General features: G+C 35.6%; 14 protein-coding genes. 7 read left to right on the top strand and 7 right to left on the bottom strand.

What is annotated here, in order from left to right; translation table 11 throughout:
• Positions 1-20: 20 nt before the first annotated feature.
• The gene (locus ASC72_RS11570; RefSeq protein ID WP_056190861.1) at positions 21-788 is read right to left on the bottom strand and encodes a methyltransferase domain-containing protein; all 768 of its coding nucleotides are present in this window, start codon (positions 786-788) and stop codon (positions 21-23) included.
• A gap of 234 nt (positions 789-1,022) precedes the next feature.
• Between ASC72_RS11570 and ASC72_RS11565 the strand changes: the two genes are divergently transcribed.
• The 5 genes from ASC72_RS11565 (at position 1,023) to ASC72_RS11545 (ending at position 4,663) form a co-directional block, all read left to right on the top strand.
• Positions 1,023-2,024: an SDR family NAD(P)-dependent oxidoreductase gene (locus ASC72_RS11565; protein WP_056190859.1), complete on the top strand. Its 1,002-nt coding sequence runs from the start codon at positions 1,023-1,025 to the stop codon at positions 2,022-2,024.
• Between the two features lie 117 nt (positions 2,025-2,141).
• A complete protein-coding gene (locus tag ASC72_RS11560; protein WP_056190857.1) occupies positions 2,142-2,960 on the top strand; it encodes an AraC family transcriptional regulator in 819 nt (272 codons plus the stop codon).
• Between the two features lie 215 nt (positions 2,961-3,175).
• On the top strand, positions 3,176-3,757 hold the full coding sequence (locus ASC72_RS11555; RefSeq protein ID WP_056190855.1) for a TetR/AcrR family transcriptional regulator: 582 nt from the start codon (positions 3,176-3,178) through the stop codon (positions 3,755-3,757).
• Between the two features lie 53 nt (positions 3,758-3,810).
• On the top strand, positions 3,811-4,302 hold the full coding sequence (locus ASC72_RS11550) for a thioesterase family protein (protein WP_056190853.1): 492 nt from the start codon (positions 3,811-3,813) through the stop codon (positions 4,300-4,302).
• Positions 4,295-4,663: a nuclear transport factor 2 family protein gene (locus ASC72_RS11545; RefSeq protein WP_056190851.1), complete on the top strand. Its 369-nt coding sequence runs from the start codon at positions 4,295-4,297 to the stop codon at positions 4,661-4,663. Before ASC72_RS11550 ends, ASC72_RS11545 begins: the two co-directional genes overlap by 8 nt.
• An 82-nt stretch (positions 4,664-4,745) precedes the next feature.
• Here ASC72_RS11545 and ASC72_RS11540 read toward each other — a convergent pair whose 3' ends face one another.
• From ASC72_RS11540 to ASC72_RS11530, 3 genes are all read right to left on the bottom strand, one after another.
• A complete protein-coding gene (locus ASC72_RS11540; protein WP_056190849.1) occupies positions 4,746-6,170 on the bottom strand; it encodes a SusD/RagB family nutrient-binding outer membrane lipoprotein in 1,425 nt (474 codons plus the stop codon).
• Between the two features lie 12 nt (positions 6,171-6,182).
• The gene (locus ASC72_RS11535) at positions 6,183-9,362 is read right to left on the bottom strand and encodes a SusC/RagA family TonB-linked outer membrane protein (RefSeq protein ID WP_056190848.1); all 3,180 of its coding nucleotides are present in this window, start codon (positions 9,360-9,362) and stop codon (positions 6,183-6,185) included.
• Positions 9,363-10,177: 815 nt separating this feature from the next.
• On the bottom strand, positions 10,178-12,517 hold the full coding sequence (locus tag ASC72_RS11530) for a TonB-dependent receptor (protein ID WP_056190846.1): 2,340 nt from the start codon (positions 12,515-12,517) through the stop codon (positions 10,178-10,180).
• A gap of 309 nt (positions 12,518-12,826) precedes the next feature.
• On the opposite strand from ASC72_RS11530, the gene ASC72_RS11525 reads away from it, so the two are divergent.
• Positions 12,827-13,951: a PepSY domain-containing protein gene (locus tag ASC72_RS11525; protein WP_056190845.1), complete on the top strand. Its 1,125-nt coding sequence runs from the start codon at positions 12,827-12,829 to the stop codon at positions 13,949-13,951.
• 95 nt (positions 13,952-14,046) lie between these two features.
• Here ASC72_RS11525 and ASC72_RS11520 read toward each other — a convergent pair whose 3' ends face one another.
• From ASC72_RS11520 to ASC72_RS11510, 3 genes are all read right to left on the bottom strand, one after another.
• Positions 14,047-14,841 carry a polysaccharide lyase gene (locus ASC72_RS11520; protein WP_056190844.1) on the bottom strand — a complete coding sequence of 265 codons (795 nt, stop codon included), beginning with the start codon at positions 14,839-14,841 and terminating at the stop codon, positions 14,047-14,049.
• 386 nt (positions 14,842-15,227) lie between these two features.
• The gene (locus ASC72_RS11515; RefSeq protein ID WP_056190880.1) at positions 15,228-17,231 is read right to left on the bottom strand and encodes a RagB/SusD family nutrient uptake outer membrane protein; all 2,004 of its coding nucleotides are present in this window, start codon (positions 17,229-17,231) and stop codon (positions 15,228-15,230) included.
• Positions 17,232-17,244: 13 nt separating this feature from the next.
• Positions 17,245-20,613 (bottom strand): SusC/RagA family TonB-linked outer membrane protein, encoded by a 3,369-nt coding sequence (locus ASC72_RS11510; RefSeq protein WP_056190843.1) that lies wholly within the window; start codon positions 20,611-20,613, stop codon positions 17,245-17,247.
• Between the two features lie 290 nt (positions 20,614-20,903).
• Between ASC72_RS11510 and ASC72_RS11505 the strand changes: the two genes are divergently transcribed.
• Complete coding sequence (locus ASC72_RS11505; RefSeq protein WP_056190842.1) at positions 20,904-22,511, top strand: class I SAM-dependent methyltransferase; 1,608 nt, start codon at positions 20,904-20,906, stop codon at positions 22,509-22,511.
• Positions 22,512-22,669 lie beyond the last annotated feature (158 nt).

The following is a 22,669-nucleotide window of genomic DNA, read 5'->3' as shown; positions in this document are numbered from 1 at the left end:
AAACTGGTTATAATCACTTCTTATTTTTTCTTTCCGTAAAGCAAAATTCTTTTAAATGCATAAATGGCGGGAAGCTTTGGGAAATGCTCTGTTATTCTGGTTTTAAAGGTGCTGATAAATAATTCTTTCTGATCTTCCTGAAGAAGTTCCATATACGGAATCAGGGCCGAGCCTGAAATAAAATTATATAGCGCATCATGATCATTTGCAATTATGGGGTAAACTTTCTGCATGATCTGAATTTCTTCCAGTCCCCCATCAAACATAATTTGAGCATACTGATCCATGCTCAGTATTGGAGAATCTCTTTTCCATCCCTTAAAATAAGTTTTAAAAGGATCTTCTTCCGCTAATTGATATAAAATTTTATTGAGCAGATTATCTTTTTGAACGGGCATCTGCACTGCAAATTGTCCTCCCGCATTAATAACATCAATCAGTTTCGGAAATAATACCTCATGGTGATCTGACCACTGCAGCGCTGCATTACTAAAAACTAAATCCCACTTTTTATCTGATTCCGCTAAATTTTCTATTGACATTTGATCAAAACGAAGATTATTTGCTTCAAAAGATTTTGATTTTTCCAGCATTTCAGATGAGGAATCAATCCCAAGAAAATCAGTTTTGCTAAACTTTTTGGCTAATATTGAAGTTTGTTCCCCTGTACCACAACCTAAATCAATTGCATTTGACGATTCCGGCAATTTGATAAAATCCATTAAATCATAAAATGGTTTATTACGCAGATCTTTAAACTTATTATATATTTCCGGGTTCCAGGGCATATGCTGATAATTTTATGATTTTAATCAATTCTGATAATTCCTGATCTGAATAAAATCAGGTGGCTTAGCTAATTTACAATATCATTTTAATTAATTCAAAAGTTCAGCTAAAAATATGGTAGCTGTACCGACATAAGTTAACTGACATTTTAAACAAAGTAATTTGACTTTATAAACAAAATGCAAGAACTGTTATGTCGCTAATTTTGTCCCATAACTTTTAATAATTAAAATATGAGACGCAACAATTATCAGGGAGCCTTACAGCAACCAATAAGTTCAGGATTTGATGCCATATCAACCACGAGTGACGTAATTAAAGGGATTAACCTTAAGGGGAAAATCGTAATCGTAACAGGTGGAAATACAGGTATAGGGCTTGAAACCACTAAAACGTTGGCAAACGCAGGTGCTACTGTAATCGTTCCTGCCAGAAATGTTGAAAAAGCTAAGAAAAATCTTGAAGGGATTAAAAATGTAGAAATAGAGATAATGGATATTATGAATCCGGATTCTATTGATGCATTTGCGCAAAAATTCCACCTATCAAACAGACCACTGCATTTGCTTATCAACAATGCAGGTATTATGTGGGTTCCATTGCGCAGAGACAGTCGAGGAATCGAATCACAATTGGCCACTAATTATTTAGGGCAATTTCACTTAACTGCGAGATTATTTCCGGCGCTTAAAAACGCAAATGGTGCGAGAGTAATCAATGTTTCTTCTCTAGGGCATCAGATGGCTTCTTTCGATTTTGAAGATCCAAACTTTCTGCAAAGGGAATACGAAACTCTACAAGCCTACGGACAATCAAAAACCGCTAGTAATTTATTTTCTCTCGAACTTGACAATCGCGCCAAAGCATTTAATGTAAGAGCATACTCTTTACATCCTGGTTCAATCGCAGGAACTGAATTGGGAAGAGAAGCTTCATTAGAGTTATTCCAAAAAATGGGCTTTTTCGATGAAAATGGCAATCTGCTTCCTGAAGTAGCTGCAAGGTTAAAATCAATTCCACAAGGTGCTGCTACAACTGTGTGGTGTGCTACAAGTCCATTACTTGATAATATTGGAGGTGTTTATTGTGAAGATAATGATATTGCGCAATTATCAAATAATATGGATAGTGCTGGATCATATGGCGTAGAACCTTATTCTCTTGATGAAACCAATGCCAAAAAAATATGGGATTTAAGTGAGAAAATGACAGGTATATCATTTCAGTTTTCCTAATCAATAGCTAACTTTGAAAGGCATTGCCATAACCTCATATTGCCAGTTGTGAGATTTGGGGGCGTATTGCAATGCCAACAGAGATAATTATCTTTGAAATAATAATATAATACAAATATGGAACACATTTCGAAATATTTAACGCCTGAAATTAAGCTTTCCAGCTACGATGATAAGTTGTTTAAATCGGATTTAATCTTTGAGGCCCATATGCTGATTTGGTTTATTTCAGGTGAAACCAAAATAATACAGGCTGATGCTACTTTTTATTTTAAAACGGGTGATATATTTTTAATTCCAAGAAACCTGCTGGCTACCATAATAAATTATCCTAAAAATGGACAGCCACACAAAACTGTAGTAATGCATTTATCTACGGAACGCCTAAAAAAGTTCTATGAAAAAATTGATGTAGACAAAAAGCAGGTTACCGCGCAGAAAATATATAGTTTTAGCAATCATCCGTTATTAGAAAGTTGCCTGGCCTCAGTAATTCCATATTTTGAACTGGAAGGAAAGTTTCCTGAAAATATTGCATCACTAAAAATTAGTGAAGCAATAAGTATTTTACGAGAAATTGATAAAAGCGTAGATACTATTTTGGCAAATTTTGACGAACCGGGCAAAGTTGATTTAATTAATTTCATGGAGCGAAATTTTATGTTCAACCTGCCAATGGAAAAATTAGGTTATTTGACCGGTCGAAGTTTATCTACATTTAACAGAGACTTTAAGAAACAGTTTAATAGTACACCTCAGAAGTGGTTAACAGAAAAGAGGTTAGCATTGGCCTATTATCAATTGTCAGAAAAAAAGAAAAAACCAACGGAAGTTTATCTTGAAGTTGGTTTTGAAGATCTCTCCCATTTTTCCTTTGTTTTTAAAAAGAAATATGGTTTATCTCCCACTCATATCCTATCAAAAAATTCACAATAACTACCTATTATCGAGTATTTTAAAATAAAAACAACATCAAAAATGAGATGACAAAGTCATAAAAAACGTTTTCCATTTTAATTTCTTTTCATAGACTCTTTCAAATTCTTATTTATAATCCCATTTCTTCAGAAAGTTTTTTTTTCACATTTATCATATACCGATCGGTATTTGTATTATATTTGTTGTGAATCCTATCAAGTTATGCCGAAATCATGAATACTTCAGAAATCATATTAAACAAAGTAGCCCCCATTTTCAATAAACAAGGGTATGTTGGTACTAGCTTGACTGATATTACAAAGGCCACTGGACTTACAAAAGGTGCGATTTACTGTAATTTTTCAAACAAGGAAGATTTAGCATTAAAATCACTTCAATTGAATATAAAGCTTGCAATAACACCTTTATTCCAACTAGTTGCCGCTGAGCAAGGGAGTATAAATAAACTTCATAAAATAACAGATTATCAACGAAAGTATTATGATTTAGTTAAAGACAGAGGCGGATGCCCAATGTTGCGTGCAGGAGTTGATACAAAATTTATCAACCCCTTATTATTTCAGGCAGCACAAAATTTATCTCAAAAATTTACTGTCGGTTTAACTGCTATCATCAATGAAGGCATAAATAATAATGAAATTCAGCCAAATACAGATCCGGCTCAATACGCTAAAATAATTTTATCCTTAATTGAAGGAAGTTCACTTTTGGCATTTACCCATAATGATCCAAGCTATATAAATACTGCAATGGACTTTATAGATAACAGTATAATTCAAAGCATCAGGAAATAAAAATTTTTTAATCCATCAGATACCGATCGGTATTTGATATAATATATTCGAAAATGGAAAAAATATTAAAAACCAAAAGAAAAGTCAGATTTCAGGATTGTGATCCTTTTAATCACTTAAACAACTCAAAATATTTAGAGTATTTTATTAATGCCAGAGAGGATCAAATTGCTGAAAATTATGATCTTGACATCTTTAAATATATGCAGAAAACAGGGCTTAGCTGGGTTGTTGCCTCTAATCAGATAAGCTATTTAAAACCGGCTTCTACAATGGAAACCGTTGTAATTGAGTCTCAGCTGATTCAATATACCGCTAATCTTCTATTGGTAGAAATGAAAATGTGGAATGAACATGAAACAGAATTAAAAGCAATTCTATGGATAAAATTTATTCCTTACAATGTCCAGACAAAAAAAGCAGCAAATCATTCAGACGATTTAATGCAACTATTTGAATCGGTTGTTTTACCTGTTGATCAATCGATTTTTGAAAATAGATATTTAGAAATTATTCAAAAACTAAAAACCAAAACCTATGCCTAAAGTAGAAACAATAGAGCAATTTATAGCAATGGTCGAATCTAATGAACATGATAAAGCTATTGAAAAATTTTATACTACCGATGCTTCCATGCAGGAAAATCAGGCAGAACCACGGGTTGGCAGAGATAATCTTGTTGCCAATGAAAAAAACACACTTTTAAAAGTCAAATCCTTAGTATCCAAATGCATTCGTCCGTATTTTGTAAATGGTGATCACGTTGCTATTCAATGGTATTTCAAATTTGAATGGAAAAATGGGACTGTTTCTGAAATTGAAGAAATTGCCTGGCAAAACTGGCAGGACGAACTTATTAACTCGGAAAAGTTTTTTTATGATCCTAAGCAATTTACAGGCTTGTAATAGAAAAAACTCCGCAAAAGTCAGAACATTTGCGGAGTTTTTTTATTTTTATATGTGTTGAATATTTTTTTGGAATTCAATCCTACTTTACATCAAACCATAGTTTTGTAGTAAGCAAGTCTTTTCCCTGAACAGCCACAGCAGCCTGATAACTATTTCCGTTCAATGATTGCTCTGTACCGGGATAGAAGAAACGCGAAGGAATCTGTCCGTCTAAAACTGTTGCCGGACCTGCTTTCAACACAGGATAATCAAGTCTTCTCCACTCCACAAAAGCATCAAGGCCTTGTCCGTAGAATGCAATCCATTTTTGCGTACCGATTGATTTAGCATAATTTGCAGCATCATATTTTACAGTAGCCTGATTAAGATAATTAGATATAGCGGCGACATCAGTAATACCAAATTGATTAAGCGATGCCGTAATTGCATTTTTGTAAAGCTGTTCTGCGTCTCCGGCAATATAACCGCGGGCAACTGCTTCAGAAAGATTGAACAAAGTTTCAGAATAAGAAGCAATTACAGCCGGCGATGAAGAGGTCAGGAAGTAAGTTCCCGGTTTTGATGTTTTAGCAAAACCCTGACTATTGGCATCACTATTTGATAATCCATTAGCACCACCAACGTATTTCCCTACGCTAGCATCTGATGGCAACTGCGCATAAACAGGTAAGCGTGGATCTGATAATTCATTTAACTTATCAACCATTGTTTTCGAAATACGATAATCGTCGCGGGTTTCAAACCAGGCCGAGGCAGGATTCTGCTGCGGGGAACTGATGTAGGTAAACTTAAAAGTTTCGCTGTTGTTGCTTATTAACCCTGCAGCATCGGTTGTTGCCTCAATTGCAGCTTGCTTCGCTAAGGCAGGCTCTTTGTCTGAAATTCTCAATGCAATGCGCAAACGAAATGAGTTTACTAATTTTTTCCATTTTGCAATATCACCTTTATAAACCAAATCGCCGGTTACCGTACCGTTTGCTGTATTTAGCAAAGATTGGGCTTGTTTCAAATCTTCAAGTAATCCGGTGTATACTTCTTTTTGAGTATTATAGGCCGGTGTAACTTTTAGACCTGCTTCTTTATAAGGAATACTTCCATAAGCATCTGTCAACAATAAAAATGTCCATGAACGAAGGGTCAATGCAATTCCTCTATAATTTGAATTTGCCTGCTCTTGTGGAAAATTAATAATAGTGTTCAAATCCGTAATCAGGCTTGAGTATCCCGTATTCCACAAAGAAGTGAAAGACGTGTTAGATACATCGTATCGATCCGGTTCAGTATATTGGATTTTAGCCCAATGCTGCACAAACAACAAAGACGAGTCAAAGTTATTGGTTGACCCCCAATATAAATCGGCTCCTTGTTTTAATGATCCTGTTAACAGGTAAGGTGCCAATGGTGTTTCAGTTGCGTTTGGATTTTTATTAATATCATCCAAAGTATCGCTGCAAGAGGTCAATGACAATGCAAACAGCGTTATATATACTATCTTTTTTAGCATGATTTCGTGTTTTTAAAATTTAAGGTTGACATTAAGGCTAAAATTTCTGGTAGTTGGTAAGGATAAACTTTCCAAACCTTGTGCATTTCCAGTATTAAAAGCGGTTTCAGGATCGATATTGGGTGCGTCTTTGTAAATAAAGAACAGATTACGACTTGCAGCTGTAATACTAGCTCCCTGAAATCCAAGCTTCTTAGCTAATTTCTTATCCAGATTGTACGTAAGTTTTACTTCTCTTAGTTTTACAAAAGTGGAGCTGTAAATATAGGCTTCACTAATATTGTATGGCGCTTTGTAATATTCCTGTGCACTAAGAACTGAAGTGTTTGGAGTTCCATCAGCGTATACTCCGTTAAAAATCATTCCATCATCATATACCACTGCTCCACCCGGGGCAGTTGCACCAGCTGGTAATAAAGTTTTCGTAGTACCTGCCAGATAGTAATTTAGTCCACCGTTGGCTGCGTCACGACCTGGAAGGGTTTGAGCCAGTACACCTGTGTAATTACCTGTTCTGTTTGTTCCTGAAAAAAGCTCTCCTCCTACACTTGCATCAATAAGGAACGAAAATTCAAGATTTTTATAGGTCAATGTGTTGGTAAGACCAGCTAAATAATCCGGAGTGTAATGTCCTAATACTTTCTTTTGCGGATCAGCCTTAGGCAATCCATTCGCTCCTACTACTATATTGCCATTGTCGTCACGCTGATAAGCTGTACCATACAGTGCGCCGTAAGCCTGACCTACAGATGCCAACACATCTACACCTCCCGAAGTACCAATAGTGTAGTTTTGAATCTGTTTATCATAATCCAGAATCTCTACTTTGCTTATATTCTTTGAATAATTTACCCCTACGTTCCATTTGAAATTTTCAGTTTGAACAGGGGTTCCATCCAATTGAATTTCTATACCATGATTATTTATTTTACCTGCATTGATTAATTGCGAAGTATAACCACTTGAAGCAGTTGTTTTTATCTCCAGAATCTGGTCAAAACTATCAGTATTATAATAAGCGGCATCAAAATGCAGCCTGTTTTTCCAGAACGAGGCTTCTAAACCAACTTCGGTAGAACGGGTTGTTTCCGGTTTTAAGTTCTCATTCAATTTCTTCTGTGAAGAGGTCTGGATCGGATTTCCGTCAAATGCAGTTTGAAAATTATAAACCGTAGACAATTGGTACGGATCTGCATCATTTCCTACCTCTGACCAACCACCACGTACTTTTAAAAAGTCAAGTGTATTGCTTTTCAGCTTTAGGGCATCAGATAACACCAAACTACCGTTAATAGAAGGATAGAAATAAGAACGATTACTGCTTGGCAATGTCGATGACCAGTCATTACGAGCTGTTACATTCAAAAATGCATAATTTTTATACCCAAGTTGTGCCGACGCATAAGCACTATAAACTCTCAATCTTGATAATGAATTTGATGAAGTTAACGGATCTCGCGAATTGGTCAATGTATATAAATCTGGCACCGCCAAACGTGGTGCTTTTTGATAATTGTTTGCATCGCTATGGTTGCGCACATTGAAACCGGCAAGAGCATCCAGACTAAAATCATCATTTAGTTTTTTGGTATAGGTAAAAATACCTTCTGTGTTTTGCTCATTTACTGTGTAAGCATCTTCAGCATAAGAACCGAAAGGCGTTCCGTTTGTACCATACTTAATCTCATACTTTCTGCGATCGTTATAATAATCAACTCCGGTACGGAATCTAAAATTAAGTCCGTCGAAAATCTTTGCATCCAAATGAATATCCCCTATTAAACGGTTACGTTGTTGGCTGGTAGTATTATAATAGGCATTCCAATACGGATTGCTGTAATAGCTATTGTTCCAGTTAACATCTCTGTTATTTTGAAGCTGATTGATATCTACCTGGCGTCCGAACCAAAGAAATTGTAACATTACACCGGCAGCACGGTTACCTGATGGACCACCTGGCAAGGCCGGAGCATTGGTAACAATATAATTAGCTGTTACACCCACTTTTATATTTTCTGTTAATTGATAATTAGAGTTAACCGTAAAGTTTGTTTTGTTTACCTCACTGTTAGGCACTGTTCCTAATTGCTTTTGATTATTTACTCCTAAGCGAAAATCTGATTTCTCATCTGATTTGGCCACAGAAATACTATTATCATAGGTAAGACCAGTATTAAAGAAGTTTTTCACATTATCAGGATGAGCTACAAAAGGTACTGCCTGACCATTTGAATAAAACTGAGGAATAAGGCGTCCGTCCAGTTTAGGTCCCCAGCTTTCATCAACTCCATCATTAATTCCGCCTCCTTTACCATCTACATAACTAAACTTTCCGTTTGATCCTTGTCCAAATGAATTTTGAAAATCCGGTAAAGTAGTAACCTGAGAAACAGTTATACCTGAACTGAAGCTTATACCTAGTCCCTTTTGACCTTTTCCTGATTTTGTAGTAATAAGAACAACGCCATGTGCGGCACGGGATCCGTAAAGAGCAGCTGCGTTAGGACCTTTCAATACCGTTAAAGTTTCAATATCTTGCGGATTCAAATCGGCAATCGCATTTTTGAAATCACGGGTTGCGCCACCAAAGTTCAACTGTGAATTGTCTACCGGAATTCCATCCACCACAAATAATGGCTGATTATTTCCGGCTATAGAGGTTTCACCACGAATAACAATACGTGAAGATCCCATATCACCCTGTGAATTGGTGATGCGTACTCCTGCCAATTTACCAGTAAGGCTATTCAAAAAATTCGTTTCTTTTGTTTCTCCCAAATCCTTACCTTTTAAGGATTGGGTAGTATATCCTAAAGATTTCTTTTCTTTTGTAATACCTAAGGCGGTCACTACAACTTCTGATAAAACATTTTGTTCTTCAGTAAGAGCAATAACAACTGCATTTTCATTCACTACAATTTCTGTTTTTTTGTATCCCAAATAACTCACCACTAGTGTATAAGGGAATTTTTGTCCTGTTTGGAAATAAAACTTTCCATCCAAATCTGTTACAACCCCGTGTGTAGTACCTTTAATGTTTACCGAAGCACCGATAACAGGCTCCTTTGTAATAGCATCAATTACTGTTCCGTCGAGTCTGGACTGGATTAACGGTTTGGTTTCCTGAGCTTTAATTCCAATGGAAATCAACAAAAAGCATAACCAGACATATCTATTTAATTTTTTTTTCATTACTTTGTTTTGGTTTAATAAATGAGGTGAGCCGAAAACGGATTTACTCCACTCTCGCTTTCCTTATAGAGATGAACAATTTCTTTAAACTTCACCATTTCTGCTGCAACAGAAATGGTTTTTTCTTATCTACACATTCGTTTTTTCATTTTTATTTTATTTTGGATTATTATTATTTGAATTGATTTTATAAGAATTCAATCCAAAACTAAAGATGAATTCTTAAACTCTACTAACTAGATAGAACAAAAGTATATTAAAAATAGTAACCCCAAAAGTTTAATTGTTTTTTTTTTGCAAAAAAAATGTTAACTAAAATTTTAGTGAATTTTAAATTACTACAAACAAGAGAGTTAATACGGGAGCTCCTAAATTATTCATGTAAGAATTTTAGGAAACAAATGCTGTTAAATAAAAAAATAGCTGCCAGTATTGACAACTATTCTCTTTTCGAACCTAGATCTTTATTTTAACACAACAAGATATTTTACCGCAAAGGGCGCAAAGTATTTTTTATAGGTGTGTTTGCTGTGGCTTTATTAAGTTCGCAAGGCTCTGTCACAAACTTTGAGGTTAGAGCTGATTTTAACCGCAAGGTGCGCAAAGTATCTTTTCCAGATGTGTTAACAGTGGCTTTATTAAGTTCGCGAGGCTTCGCCCATAAACTTGGCGGCTTTGCGACTTGCGAGATTAAATAAAAACTTCACGAACATTAAAGAAGCTTTTGGAAAATTCTTATGAAGTAAAGCTTAAAAAAAAAATCCCCTCTACTTTTTAAATAGAAAGGATTTTTTAGTTTGAATTGAAGCGAATTTTTAGAATTTGAAAGTCAAATTTATTAAGAAATTTGCTGGTGGCTGAGGTGCTCCCCAGGAACTCCAATATTTTTCATTGGTAAGATTGTTTAACTTAACTCCCACTCTCCAGTTTGATTGCTCATAAAATACAGTTTGATTAAAAATCGTGTAAGATGGAATATAAAAAGTATTCGCAGTCAACATATAACTTTTGTCTACATAATTAGCTCCAACTCCAATACCAAATCCTTTTAAAACATTTTGAAATTTATAAGAAGCCCAAAAGTTGACTACATCTTCTGGTGCATCCTGCGCTTTATTGCCTTCAATCGCTTTGTTGGCTTCACTTGTTTTTACGATACGATTATCATTATAAGCATATCCGGCCGTAATATCTAAACCAGGAAGCGGGTGAGCTAAAAATTCAAATTCAACACCTTTACTTACCTGTTTTCCATCTTGTTGGTAAACTAAATCAGCTTGTCTTATTACAGCGTTATCATTCGTAATTTTATAATAACTAACTGTTGCACTTATTTTTTTATTAAACAATTCAGTCTTTATGCCTGCCTCATATTGATTTACATAAAGCGGATCTAAGATTAATTGATCACCACTTGGTTGCTGAACCGGTGCTAAATTCTGGAATCCGTTCATGTAGTTACCAAAGATAGAAACCTGATCTTTAACCACCTGATATACCACTCCTAGTTTTGGTGACAATGAATTTTGGTTATATCCCGGAACTGTTCCGCTTTCTTTTCGGTCAAAATTATCTAAACGTAAACTTGCCATGGCGTACAATCTGTCTGCAACACCTAATACATAAGAGGCATAACCGCTAAAAGTATATTCATCTCTTCCTGCTCTAATAACCGGTGCCAACAATACTTTATCAATTTCGTTTCTTCTTACCGGAGTAAAATTGGTTGTAACATCAATTGTTCTAAATGGAGCCGTAGGTGTTGGTGTTGACGAAAATGTATCCGTATAATATCTATAATTAGCACCCACTACTATTTTATGTTTTAAAATTCCTGTCGAAAATTCACCATTAATATTTTCCTGAATATTGGTATAATTACTTGAAATAGGTCCAAAAACCGTTGCACGGATAGTTGCGGTAGTAGGCGACGTCCAGGTTGGTAAAACCTGATAGCTGTAATTCACATCTTCATTTACATAAGAGAATAAAGTAGTTGATTTCCAATGATCTGATATTTCATACTCTGCCTGAACGAATGCTTTTGATGAAGAAGATTTTGCATCAGCATCATCATGTACCAATGATTTTTTATAATCTAATTTTATATCTCCCGGATTAGTAATTCCAGATGCCGTGGTAACCGTTGGGAATAAGGGTTTGGTATTATTCACCTTAAATAATTCGGCATCTATATTGAAAGTCAGTTTTTCACTTGCTTTAAAAGTAATACTTGGAGTAAAAGATATTGTTTTATTAAAACCGTAATCTAAAAAGCTTTTTTCATTATTAACCGCGGCATTAAGTCTAAAAAGTACTTTTTTATCTTTAGTTAAAGGAGTATTAATGTCCACTGTAAGTCGGTTTACGCCAAAACTTCCGCCTGTATACGAAACTTCAGTAGCTGATGCTTCAAAAGGTTTTTTAGTAACCAGATTGACAACTCCTCCAAAAGAAGAAGCAGACGATCCAAACAAAGTTCCGGAAGGTCCTTTTAGAACTTCAATTCGCTCTACGTTTGCAATACCAACAGTTGATCTTCCTGACAATGTTTCCATTCCGTTTCTGGAATTTATTCCCACAGTGAAACCTCTAAAAATAACAGCAAATCCGCCTGAAGGATAATTAAGCGGTACAACTCCCGGTGCATTTCTAATAGCGCCCGCTGCATCAATTACAATTTGTTCCTGAATTAGTTCCTTGTGTATAACATTATAAACTTGTGGATTTTCTATGTTTTTAAGCGGCATTCTGGCAACATATTGTGTTTTTTTGGAAAGAAGACTCTTTCTGTTACTAATAACAACTTCCTGCAGCTCTTTATTAGAAACGCTCAGTTGTTCATTAACTACATTCGTTTTATTGATTTCAATCATAACCTGCTTTTCCAAAGTTTTATAACCAGCCAGAGAGATTTGTAAAGTATAGCTGCTTTCGCTTACTCTGCTGATTTCAAAATTTCCATACTCATCTGTAGTAGTTCCATATTTTGAATTTTTAAGTATAATATTTACATCTGATGCAGGTTTCCCGTCAGAAGTGTTGATATGTCCTTTTATTTTTCCATGATTTTGTTGTGCAAAAGAAGAAAGGGCTGAAAATAAAAGCCCCATCATAAATAAAAACTTTGATGTTCTTAAACTAAGATATTTCATTGATTTTTTAATTTTGGTTAGGTAATTTATTTTTATTTAGAATTAATAAAAACAGTTCAAAAATAAAAATTAATAATTGTTTAACAAGTGAATTTCAATTTAATCTGAAAAAAAATGGCGCCTATACTCGTCAATTACGAGGATTTTCTCTTTTGATGCTTACTATTAAATGGAATATTCCAATGTTAAATTCCTAATTTATTTTTCTCAACATAACCCATATTTAGTCTAAATAAGCTTAAATTTGCGCCAGATCCTGAGAAAACACATTCAGGTTAGTATTTGAGATTTTCTACTAAAGACTTATATATGAAGAAAACATTAAAAAAGAAAATTGGCTTTTTACATTTATGGTTAGGACTTGGTTCTGGTATAATTGTTTTTATAGCCGCTTTATCGGGAAGTATTTTGGTTTTTGAAAAAGAAATTGATAAAGCTGTAAATCCTGAATATTATAATGTTTCAACAGTAGGAAAAACAAAAAAAAGCATTGACTATTGTGTAGATATACTTCAGAAACAATACTCCATAAAAAAAATAACCCGAATTTATACTTTTAATGATCCTTCGCGCACCTTCCAAATTTTGGGAAAGGATTCAGATAAAAAAGCACAATTTTTCTCCATCGACCCCTATACCGGAAAAGTTCTGGGAACAACACCACAAGAAAGCAGATTTTTTGTTGTCGTTTTATCGTTACACAGACAATTACTTTTAGGAGAAACCGGCGAAATTATTATGGGAACTTCCTGCTTAATTTTTGTTTTTATGCTCATTTCAGGAATCGTATTATGGTGGCCTAAAAAAATAAAAAATCTAAAGCAAAGATTAACTGTAAAATGGAGCGGCTCTTTCAAAAGAGTCAATTGGAACTTCCACTCTACTTTTGGTTTTTACAGTTTTTTAATTCTGCTTATTATCTCACTTACCGGATTGTCTTTTGCCTTTAACTGGTTTCAGGATGGTGTTTATTTTCTGGCTGATGGTACCACAAAAAAGCCTTCTGCAAAAGTAGAAAACCCAACCAAAATAGATCCTAAACTAGAGAATGCTACTTTTTACCAAAGTATTTACAACAAAACAGACAGTATTTTTCCTTATACAGGAAACATTCAGATTAGAATGCCTGTAGATACAATCAACAGTATTTTAGTGCTTAAGGAAAATATAGAAATGTCGATTCCAAATCAATCTAGTGCTGCTTATTTTGATAAATACACTGCTGAAAATATTGAAGCAAGGCATTACGAATTATTCTCAACCGGAGACAAAATCAGGCGTTTGAATTACCCTATTCATACCGGAAGCCTTTATGGTCTTCCAACTAAAATAATTGCGTTTTTGGTAACGCTGTTCGCCATGACATTGCCTATTACAGGATTTTTAATTTGGTTAGCAAGAAAAAATAAAAAAAAGAGCGTTAAGCAGGTTTGATATAAATTATAAAAGCTAAAGCCACTCCATAACAACGGAGTGGCTTTATTTTGATATAATAATAGATATCTAAATTGCTTTAAAACCTATAGATACTATTGAGCATCCCAGGCCGCACTGGCATAATAAATAGAACTTGTTACCGGGGCTTTCCAGTATTCCTGACTACCACCACGGAAAGTGTGAAGACTTACGGCATTAACATTTCGTTTAGCATCGTTAGTCACCCAACGAATGGTTTGATTCAATAGTTCCGTACCATTTACATAATATTTGACGTATCCGTTAGTATTTGATCCAGTATTTAATTTAACAGATATCTGGCAGTTGTATGTCACTCCTTCTTGTATATAATACTTCTTTCCGAAATCATTACCAAATTCTCCCGGCTGATCTTTATAATAGACGTAAGGTTGGAGATAAGCTCCGCTTCCTTTGGCAGAGTTTGATCCATTTGGACAATACCACATAAATCTGGCACTACCGCCATTGCCATCCCATCCTGGATCGCCACCGGTATTCTGATCCCCAATTAGGATACCATATCCACATTTACCTCCTCTGCTCCAATAAAATCCGGAATTAAATTTCATCTGGAACCAAACAGTGTAAATGCCCTCTGACCAAACGCCAAACGATGTACACAAACCACCACCACATGATAGTGTATTGGTTTGCAATGTGATCGTTCTGGCTCCGGCACCACCTCCTGCAGCAGCGACAAGTGGGGCTGTGTCCTTGGTGACGCTTTGAGGTGCATCTGCACCAGCGCTTTTCGACACTTCTTTGTTAATGGCTTGTGGCATATCTGCATCTTGTTCCTTTTCACAGGAATTAAACACTACTGCTGTAATAAATAGCAAACTTGTTAATTTTAATAATTTTTTCATTTTTAAAAGGTTAATGGTTAATAATTAAATAGTTAGTTTTTTACAAATCACATTTTCGTACGTTATGCAATTAGTAATCAACACTGTAAAGTTGATTATTAACAACTTAGAAGAGGAGAAATAAAGTACGTTTTTAGGTACAAAAAAATACAGCACTTGTGTTTTGTATATAATTTTAGGTTTTAAAAATTATATCCTTAAAAAAATATTAAAAAACTACACAAACTTTAATCAATTAAGAATTAAACACAAAAAAGACATTATAAAAACAAAAAAAAACGAGTTAAATATATTAACTCGTTTTGTATTTTAACTTTCTTCTGAATATTACGAAGCTATTTATTATGTCTTTTTATGCTCAAGCTTCAATTCAGGCAAAAAGAGTTTTAAATTTTACTTTCATCATCAACAGCATCCTGCCATTTATCCCAGACTTTGACTCCAGGATTATAACCATCATAACCAAAGTTCTGACTTAACTGACCTTTAATATTAGGCTCAATCGCTAGTCTGTACGGAATTGGCCAGTAATTATTACGTTTGTCCATCGTATAAAACTTTACACCTGGCTTAACAGAAATACCAGCCGGATATTTATTGTAAAGGGTATAATGCACAATACGCTGGTACCAATAACTTCCTCCCGCTGCATCTGTTCCCGATTGCTTGTCCCAGGTCTCTTTACTGTAAGTATGACCCCATTCATCTGGTTTTCCGCTAAGCGCCAGACAATGTGAAATGCGTTTTAACTCCACATTTCTCCATTCTTCCAGATAAAGTTCTCTTCCTCTTTCTGCACAAATATCACCAATAGTTACAGTGGTATACATTTGTGTAGCTTTCGCTCTTGCTCTTACGACGTTCACATCCTGAGCTGCTCCGGTAGCATTACCCTGATAAAAACGCGCTTCTGCTCGTAATAGATAGGTCTCCGCTAAACGATATATGTACAAATGCGCACTGGCTCCAGCAGTTGCGCCCTGAAAATCATTTGCTGCCGGATTAGCTTCAGCTACAACATCGTGTAAAAAGATTTTATAATGCGGAAAATCAAACCAGTCACGAATAGAATCTTGTGCTAACAGTTTACCGATTGCATCCTTCATTCTAAAATTTTGTCCAGCCCATGTAGCACTACCACCTGCCCCGGGAGCGTATTTAAGATCTTCCATATTCACCCAGTTTCCAACCGTGCTGTTATGCCTAAGATCCTGCTTGTCCTCGATACCGTTCACAACCCACATAGGATGCTGTGAATAATAAGACCCACTTATAGTACCGATACCGCGTCCTATTGCTCTTTGATAATCATATTTTGCATTATAATTCGTTTTATCGGTCAATGGAAAACGTGGTGCTGCTGTTTTACCATCAGGAGTAATTAAATTGGCATCATTCCAGTTAGGCCCAAAAATTCTCATCGAAGAAAAGGCTAAAAATGACTGTGCTCCTCCATTTGGCGCCACCAATATAGCTTCAGTATTAGAAGTAATCACTTTATTCTCTGGCCTGTGTAAATCCCAGATCACATTTCGTGTAATTGGCCATGCTGTAGGATTTCCTCCCGGATCAAAAATCCCAAGAGTATTTTGCACCAAAGAATAGCCCGATTGATTGATAAGAATGTTTGCTTGTGCTTCAGCATCAGCAAATCTGCCAGATGCCAAGTAACACTTAATCAGTAACTGACGGCACGCCCCTTTGCTAACCATACCTACATATCCTATTTTTGATTGCTCCGGCACAAATTGTACCGCTTTCTCCATATCTGCTGTAATCATTTCTATAATGGCTTCCTTTTTAGTAGAATAATAACTCTGCTTTGGAACCTCCAAAATTTTAGTAATCAACGGTATGTCTCCAAATTGATATACCAGATTAAGATAACGGTATGATCTGTGAAAATAAGCCTGCCCGATATATTTATTTTTAACATCCTCAGATAAACTTGTCACATTGCCAATAAACGATAATATGGTATTAGCATTCTTAATACCTGTATAGGCTTCAGTCCAGAGAAACCCAAGATAAAGCGATTCACCACTTGGGTCTCTTCGAAAATCTCCGGTAGGAACAATAGTAGCAGCATAATCTGCAATATTACTACCCGTGTCCGTTTTTCCATATTGTGCCATGTCAGAGAAAAGATACTCTGAACCAATAGGCACACTAACACCGGAATAACCGTAGTGAATATAATTATTACGCAGCTGTTTATCGCACAGTGCTAAAGTTGCCTGTAATCCTGCTTCTGTAGAAAATGTAGCTTCAGGCTCGTAAAACGAAAGTGGATCTGCTTCGAGAAAATCTTTTGAACAAGAACCAGACAGTGCAGCCAATACGATAAAAGGCAGCAGTCTTGAAATTTTATTATGTATATATCTTTTCATGGTTGAATAATTTTTAAAGTTGTACATTAAAACCTAAATTAAACTGTCGTGTGGCCAATCCTCCTGTTTCCGGGTCTCCATAATATTTCCATTCTTTAGAAGCTGACCATGTTGCTACGTTTTGAACCGAAGTATAAATTTTTAAATTTTTAATATGCACACGATCTAAAAGCTCTCTAGGAAGCGAATAAGCCAGTGAAATGTTGTCCAGACGAATAAAACTGCGATCATATAATTTTCCTGGTGCAACTGGAGTTCCGACAGGTCCCTTGGCATCAAGACGAGCCCAATCGTTGGTTGAGTTGTCAAGTGTCCAATACGGATTTAAATAGGGATTGAAGTTGAATTTATACAAACTGGCATCGTTGAACGTATTCATATAGTTTGAATTAAGTGATTTATGCCCCATATAAGAATACATATTAACAGCTAAATCCCAATTTTTATAAATCTTAAATTCATTTCGCAACGACCATTGCACGGGAGCAGCTGAATTCCCTAAAAACTGCTTGTCTTTTTCATTATAAACTGCTTTTTTATAAGGAACACCATCTGCTCCTACCGCATCCACATCGTCTGCAGTATAGCTGTTTGCTACTTTCGGGTCCCCGGGACGCTGTCCGTATTTTTGAGCTTCTTTCCACTCCTCCTTTTGCCAAATTCCAGTTACTTTATAATCCCAAATTTGAGTGATAGGTTTGCCTATAAACCATCCATTAGCTGAATCATCACCTTCTTTAGTGCCAATAACGGTACCATTGCCATCCTTAACCTCTACCATATTGCCATATAATGATACAATGGTATTTTCGTTATAAGACAGGCCAAATGTAGTACGCCATTCAAAGTTTGGTTTTCTCATATTAATAGTGTTAATACTCAATTCAAAACCTTTATTTTGAACTTCTCCCAGATTGGTTGCAATCGTTGAAAAGCCCGTAAAACCAGGAAGAGCCTGACTCATAATCATATCGATGGTAGATTTTTTGTAAACATCTATAGAAGTAGTAATGCGATCATGTAAAAAACCTAAGTCAAGACCAATATTTGTTGATCTTGTTTTTTCCCATTCCAGATTTGGATTTGCCATACGATCAAGTGCTAAATACTTCATCTCAAGAGCTTTTCCTGTAGCGTCTAAATACCCCATCGTTCCGGTATTTACCAGGTTTGCCAAAGAAATATATGGATTATTAAGCGATCTGTTTCCATTTTCACCCCAGGACAAGCGTAATTTACCGGTACTCATAGCCTCCCAATTAAACCAGTTTTCATTTTTAAAGTTCCATGCCACCCCAAAAGATGGGAAAGTTGCGTAAGGATTTGAAGCTCCAAATGCCGAATATCCATCACGACGGACAGTCGCTGTCAGCATATAACGATTATCGAACGAATAGAAAAGCCTTGCCATCAAACCATCTGCCGTTTGATGTGTATCTTCTGATCTAATTTTGCTATTAGCCATTGTTGCAGTGTCGACATAGTGAAATCCTAAAGCATCTGTAGGCAGGATATTATAGGCATCCATTCCATCTGACCAATAACGGCGTTCTTCAGCTTCCTGAACAAATGTTGTTATAATATGGTGTTTTTCAGCAAATGTATAATCCCATGCTAATGTATTATTCAGGTTATAATCGAAACTTGAATTATTATTTCTGGTTGCTCCAGTGGTAGCAGCGGGCCAGTTCGGATTTTGTGTCGATCGAAAATAACGATCGTGAAAAAATTGATAACGAGGAGCAATGTTAAATGTATAAGTGATACCTAAAGGCAACGTTACCTTTGTATTGAAAATGGTGTTCAATGTAGTATATCCTGTCTCTTTCTCAATAAACTGGCGTTCGTAGTAATAATTATAGTTCTGTCCTGAAACATTTTTCCCCATCGGTTGTCTCTCATAGTTGCCATTTGCATCTATAAAGGTCCCAAATGGACTGGTTCTCAACATATTGTTATCTCCTGCACCTGTACCTAAAGAGGGCGTAATATCCCCATCTGATCGATCCTGAAAATTAACGTTTGCTCCAAAGTCAAGCCAATCCGTAATTTTAGCATCAATTTTCATATTGGCACGAGCTGCGTTATAATCATTTCCAACGATAGCTCCTTCAGACGTTAAATAACCAAAAGACATATAATAATTTACCTTATCACTTGCTCCGGAAATACTCAAATTATTGTCATGATTAATTCCTGTTCTAAAAGAGCTGTCATTCCAGTCGTGTGTTTTTCCTGCCAGGAAATTCGCCATCAGTGAAGGATCAAAATTCAATCCCAAACGAGCTCCCCATACCTCTTTTGTGCTTTTTCCTGCGGTTTGAGTAGCTGGTTGATACGCCAACCATTGGGCTTGAGAAATACCCCACTTGCTTAAATCATCAGGGCTTGAAAAATATCCCGGTTTGCCAGCAGCAACTGTTCCTATCATCCAGGCTTCGTATTGTCCGGTTGCTGTATTACCACCATAAGTTGCAGCAGTCTCCCAATCTTCACGATATTTTAAGTATCCTTCCGGTGAATACACATTACGATAGGCACTCTTATTACTAATGGTCGTGTTTGTAGTAAAACTAACGATTGGCTTACCGGTCTTACCTCTTTTGGTTGAAATAATTATAACCCCTGCTGCTGCTCTCGCCCCATATACAGATGCTGCTGAAGCGTCTTTTAAAATATCGATCTGGCCGATGTCATCAGGATTGATTTCTGAAAGTTCACCATAGAACTGCATTCCGTCTAAAATAATAAGTGGTGAATTATGGCTTCCATCAGTATAAACAGAACTTTGCCCACGAATCTGCAAGGATCCTCCTCCTTTTGCAGAAGGATCATAACCTACTTTTACACCAGGAGTACCTCTCAATATATCCTGAACGGTCTGCGGATTTTGGTTCGCGAGCCTGTCAGGTGTTATCTGAACAATTGCTCCCGTTAAATCCTTTTTCTTCATTTTACCATACCCTACTACCACAACTTCATCTAATGATGCGGCAGCTTTTTGCATTTTCACAGTAATTGAAGCTTGCCCTTTTGTAGAAACCTCTGCAGTTACATATCCTAAATAGGATACTAATAACACCGCATTCTCATTTTCGACTTTTAAAGTAAATTTTCCGTCAAAATCTGTTGTAGTACCATTTTTGCTTCCTTTTTCTAAAACAGATACTCCCGGCATTGGCACACCGTTTTCATCGTTAACCTGCCCTTTAATACTTTTTTGTTGATTTACATTTTGTAACTCTGTTGTACGTTTAGAACTAATAGCGTATCCATGAATTTGAGATAAAGAAAACAATACACAGAAAATCATCATCTTCTTTTTCAAATTAAATCCAGATACGCAATCAGGACTTTTTTTAATCCTAATAAATTTTGTCATTTTGGTTTGTAATTTTTGGTTAATTAATTAGTTAGTTTTTGAAAATCACTGTAACATTCTGTTTAATGGTTTAGTGATTCACATCGACAAAATTGATTAATAAAAGGCTCTGAGAGGGATCGATAAATCCGTTTTAGGGTATACTAAAGTGTTGTTTTGTTTAATTTTAGTCTTAAAAAATACTATTATTAAAAAAATACTCACAAATAATTATGAATTTCAACACAGTACAGAATTCTTTCCTCTGTTAAAAAAAATCACTAACTTTAAAAAACCTTCATTCTTTTACTATGACCGATAAATCACATCTCCGAAGTTCTATTTTCAGACATCTGGACGGCTTAGCTGTTGCTCCGGTAGCAATGGCATTGAAAAAAAATGCAGTTTTAGATTTTATTCTGAACAAAAAGCAAGTACAATTAGCAGAACTTGTAACTGTTTTTAAGGCAAATGAAGGTTATCTGAATGTTGGTTTGAGGATTTTGGCTTCTCAGGACTTTTTAGATTACGAAGTCGATAACAAAACACAGGAAATTAAGATATCAGTAAATGAAAAGACGGCTATAGCCTTTTCACTATTTTATCTTTATGAAGATGTTGTTGATTTGCTTCAATTTTCTATCCGGTTTCATACACGCATTTTTGACGATGTACCATTTGAAAAACTCAATCTTATTTTTGAAAAATATAAAAAAGGATACGAAATAGCCCCCTCTGATGATGTGCTTAGAAATACTATTCAGGACCAGATTTTAAAACATATAGAAGGTTATTTGATTGCACCAACAATAGTGCGTCTTGCCATGAACGGAATGTTTCATAAATATTTTATGGAAACTTCTTTCAGGCCGGAAGAATTTCATAAATCTCCTGAAAATTTTAAAAAGATATTAGATTTTCTTGTCCATTTGGGATGGTTTTTGGAGAAAAATGGCAATTATCAATTTACTGAAATAGGTTTATTTTTTGCAAAGAGAGCTAGTGCTTACGGTGTTACAGTTTCTTATTTGCCAACATTTGCTAAAATTGAAGAATTAACTTTTGGCGATCCGGCTGTCTTACGGATGGTAATCGATGGTGAAAACGAAATTCATGTTGATCGTGAAATGAATGTATGGGGAAGCGGCGGTGCTCACGATACTTACTTTAAAGTAGTAGATGAAATTATTATTACGCTTTTCAACTTGCCAATTCAAGAACAGCCAAAAGGAATCCTGGATATGGGTTGTGGTAACGGTGCTTTTCTGCAACACATTTTCGAAGTAATTGACAGACAAACTTTAAGAGGAAAAATGCTGGATGAATATCCCTTGTTTCTGGTTGGGGCAGACTACAATCAGGCAGCCCTGAAAATAACCAGGGCTAATCTTATAAAGGCAGATATTTGGGCAAAGGTAATTTGGGGAGATATTGGACGCCCGGATTTACTTTCGGATGACTTAAGAGAAAACTACAATATCGACCTGAAAGATTTACTTAACGTGAGGACTTTTTTAGATCACAATAGAATTTGGACAAATCCAAAACACATCAACAAAGATAGAATTAGTACCTCTACTGGTGCATTTGCCTATAGAGGAAAAAGAATCAGCAACAATCTGGTAGAAGATAATTTATTGGAACATTTACAAAAATGGTCCCCTTATGTACGTAAATTTGGTTTGCTTCTGATTGAATTGCATACGATAAATCCAAAATTGGCTGCCAGTAATTTAGGAAAAACTCCCGCAACAGCCTATGATGCCACTCATGGTTTTTCAGATCAATATATTGTCGAGATAGATGTCTTTAATAAAATTGCCGCAGAAGCTGGATTATTTCCGGATAAATCAATTTTTAAAAGATTTCCAGATGCTGATATTGCTACCGTAAGTATCAATTTATTAAAAGGAAATTAAATATAAATAAAGATATCAAGTTGTTATAAACAGTAACAATCAAACAAAAAAGCCTCCAAAATGAACTGCACCCAAAAGTTTAGACGAATTTATAATTAAATTTGATAATAATGAGCTCGATATTGTATCGGGCTCATTCCTTTTAGATTAAGTTTTAT

This window comes from Flavobacterium sp. Root420, from assembly GCF_001427905.1.
Classification (GTDB): Bacteria; Bacteroidota; Bacteroidia; order Flavobacteriales; family Flavobacteriaceae; genus Flavobacterium.
Note: the sequence above shows the minus strand (reverse complement) of the source record. Positions and strands in the feature narration are given on the sequence as shown.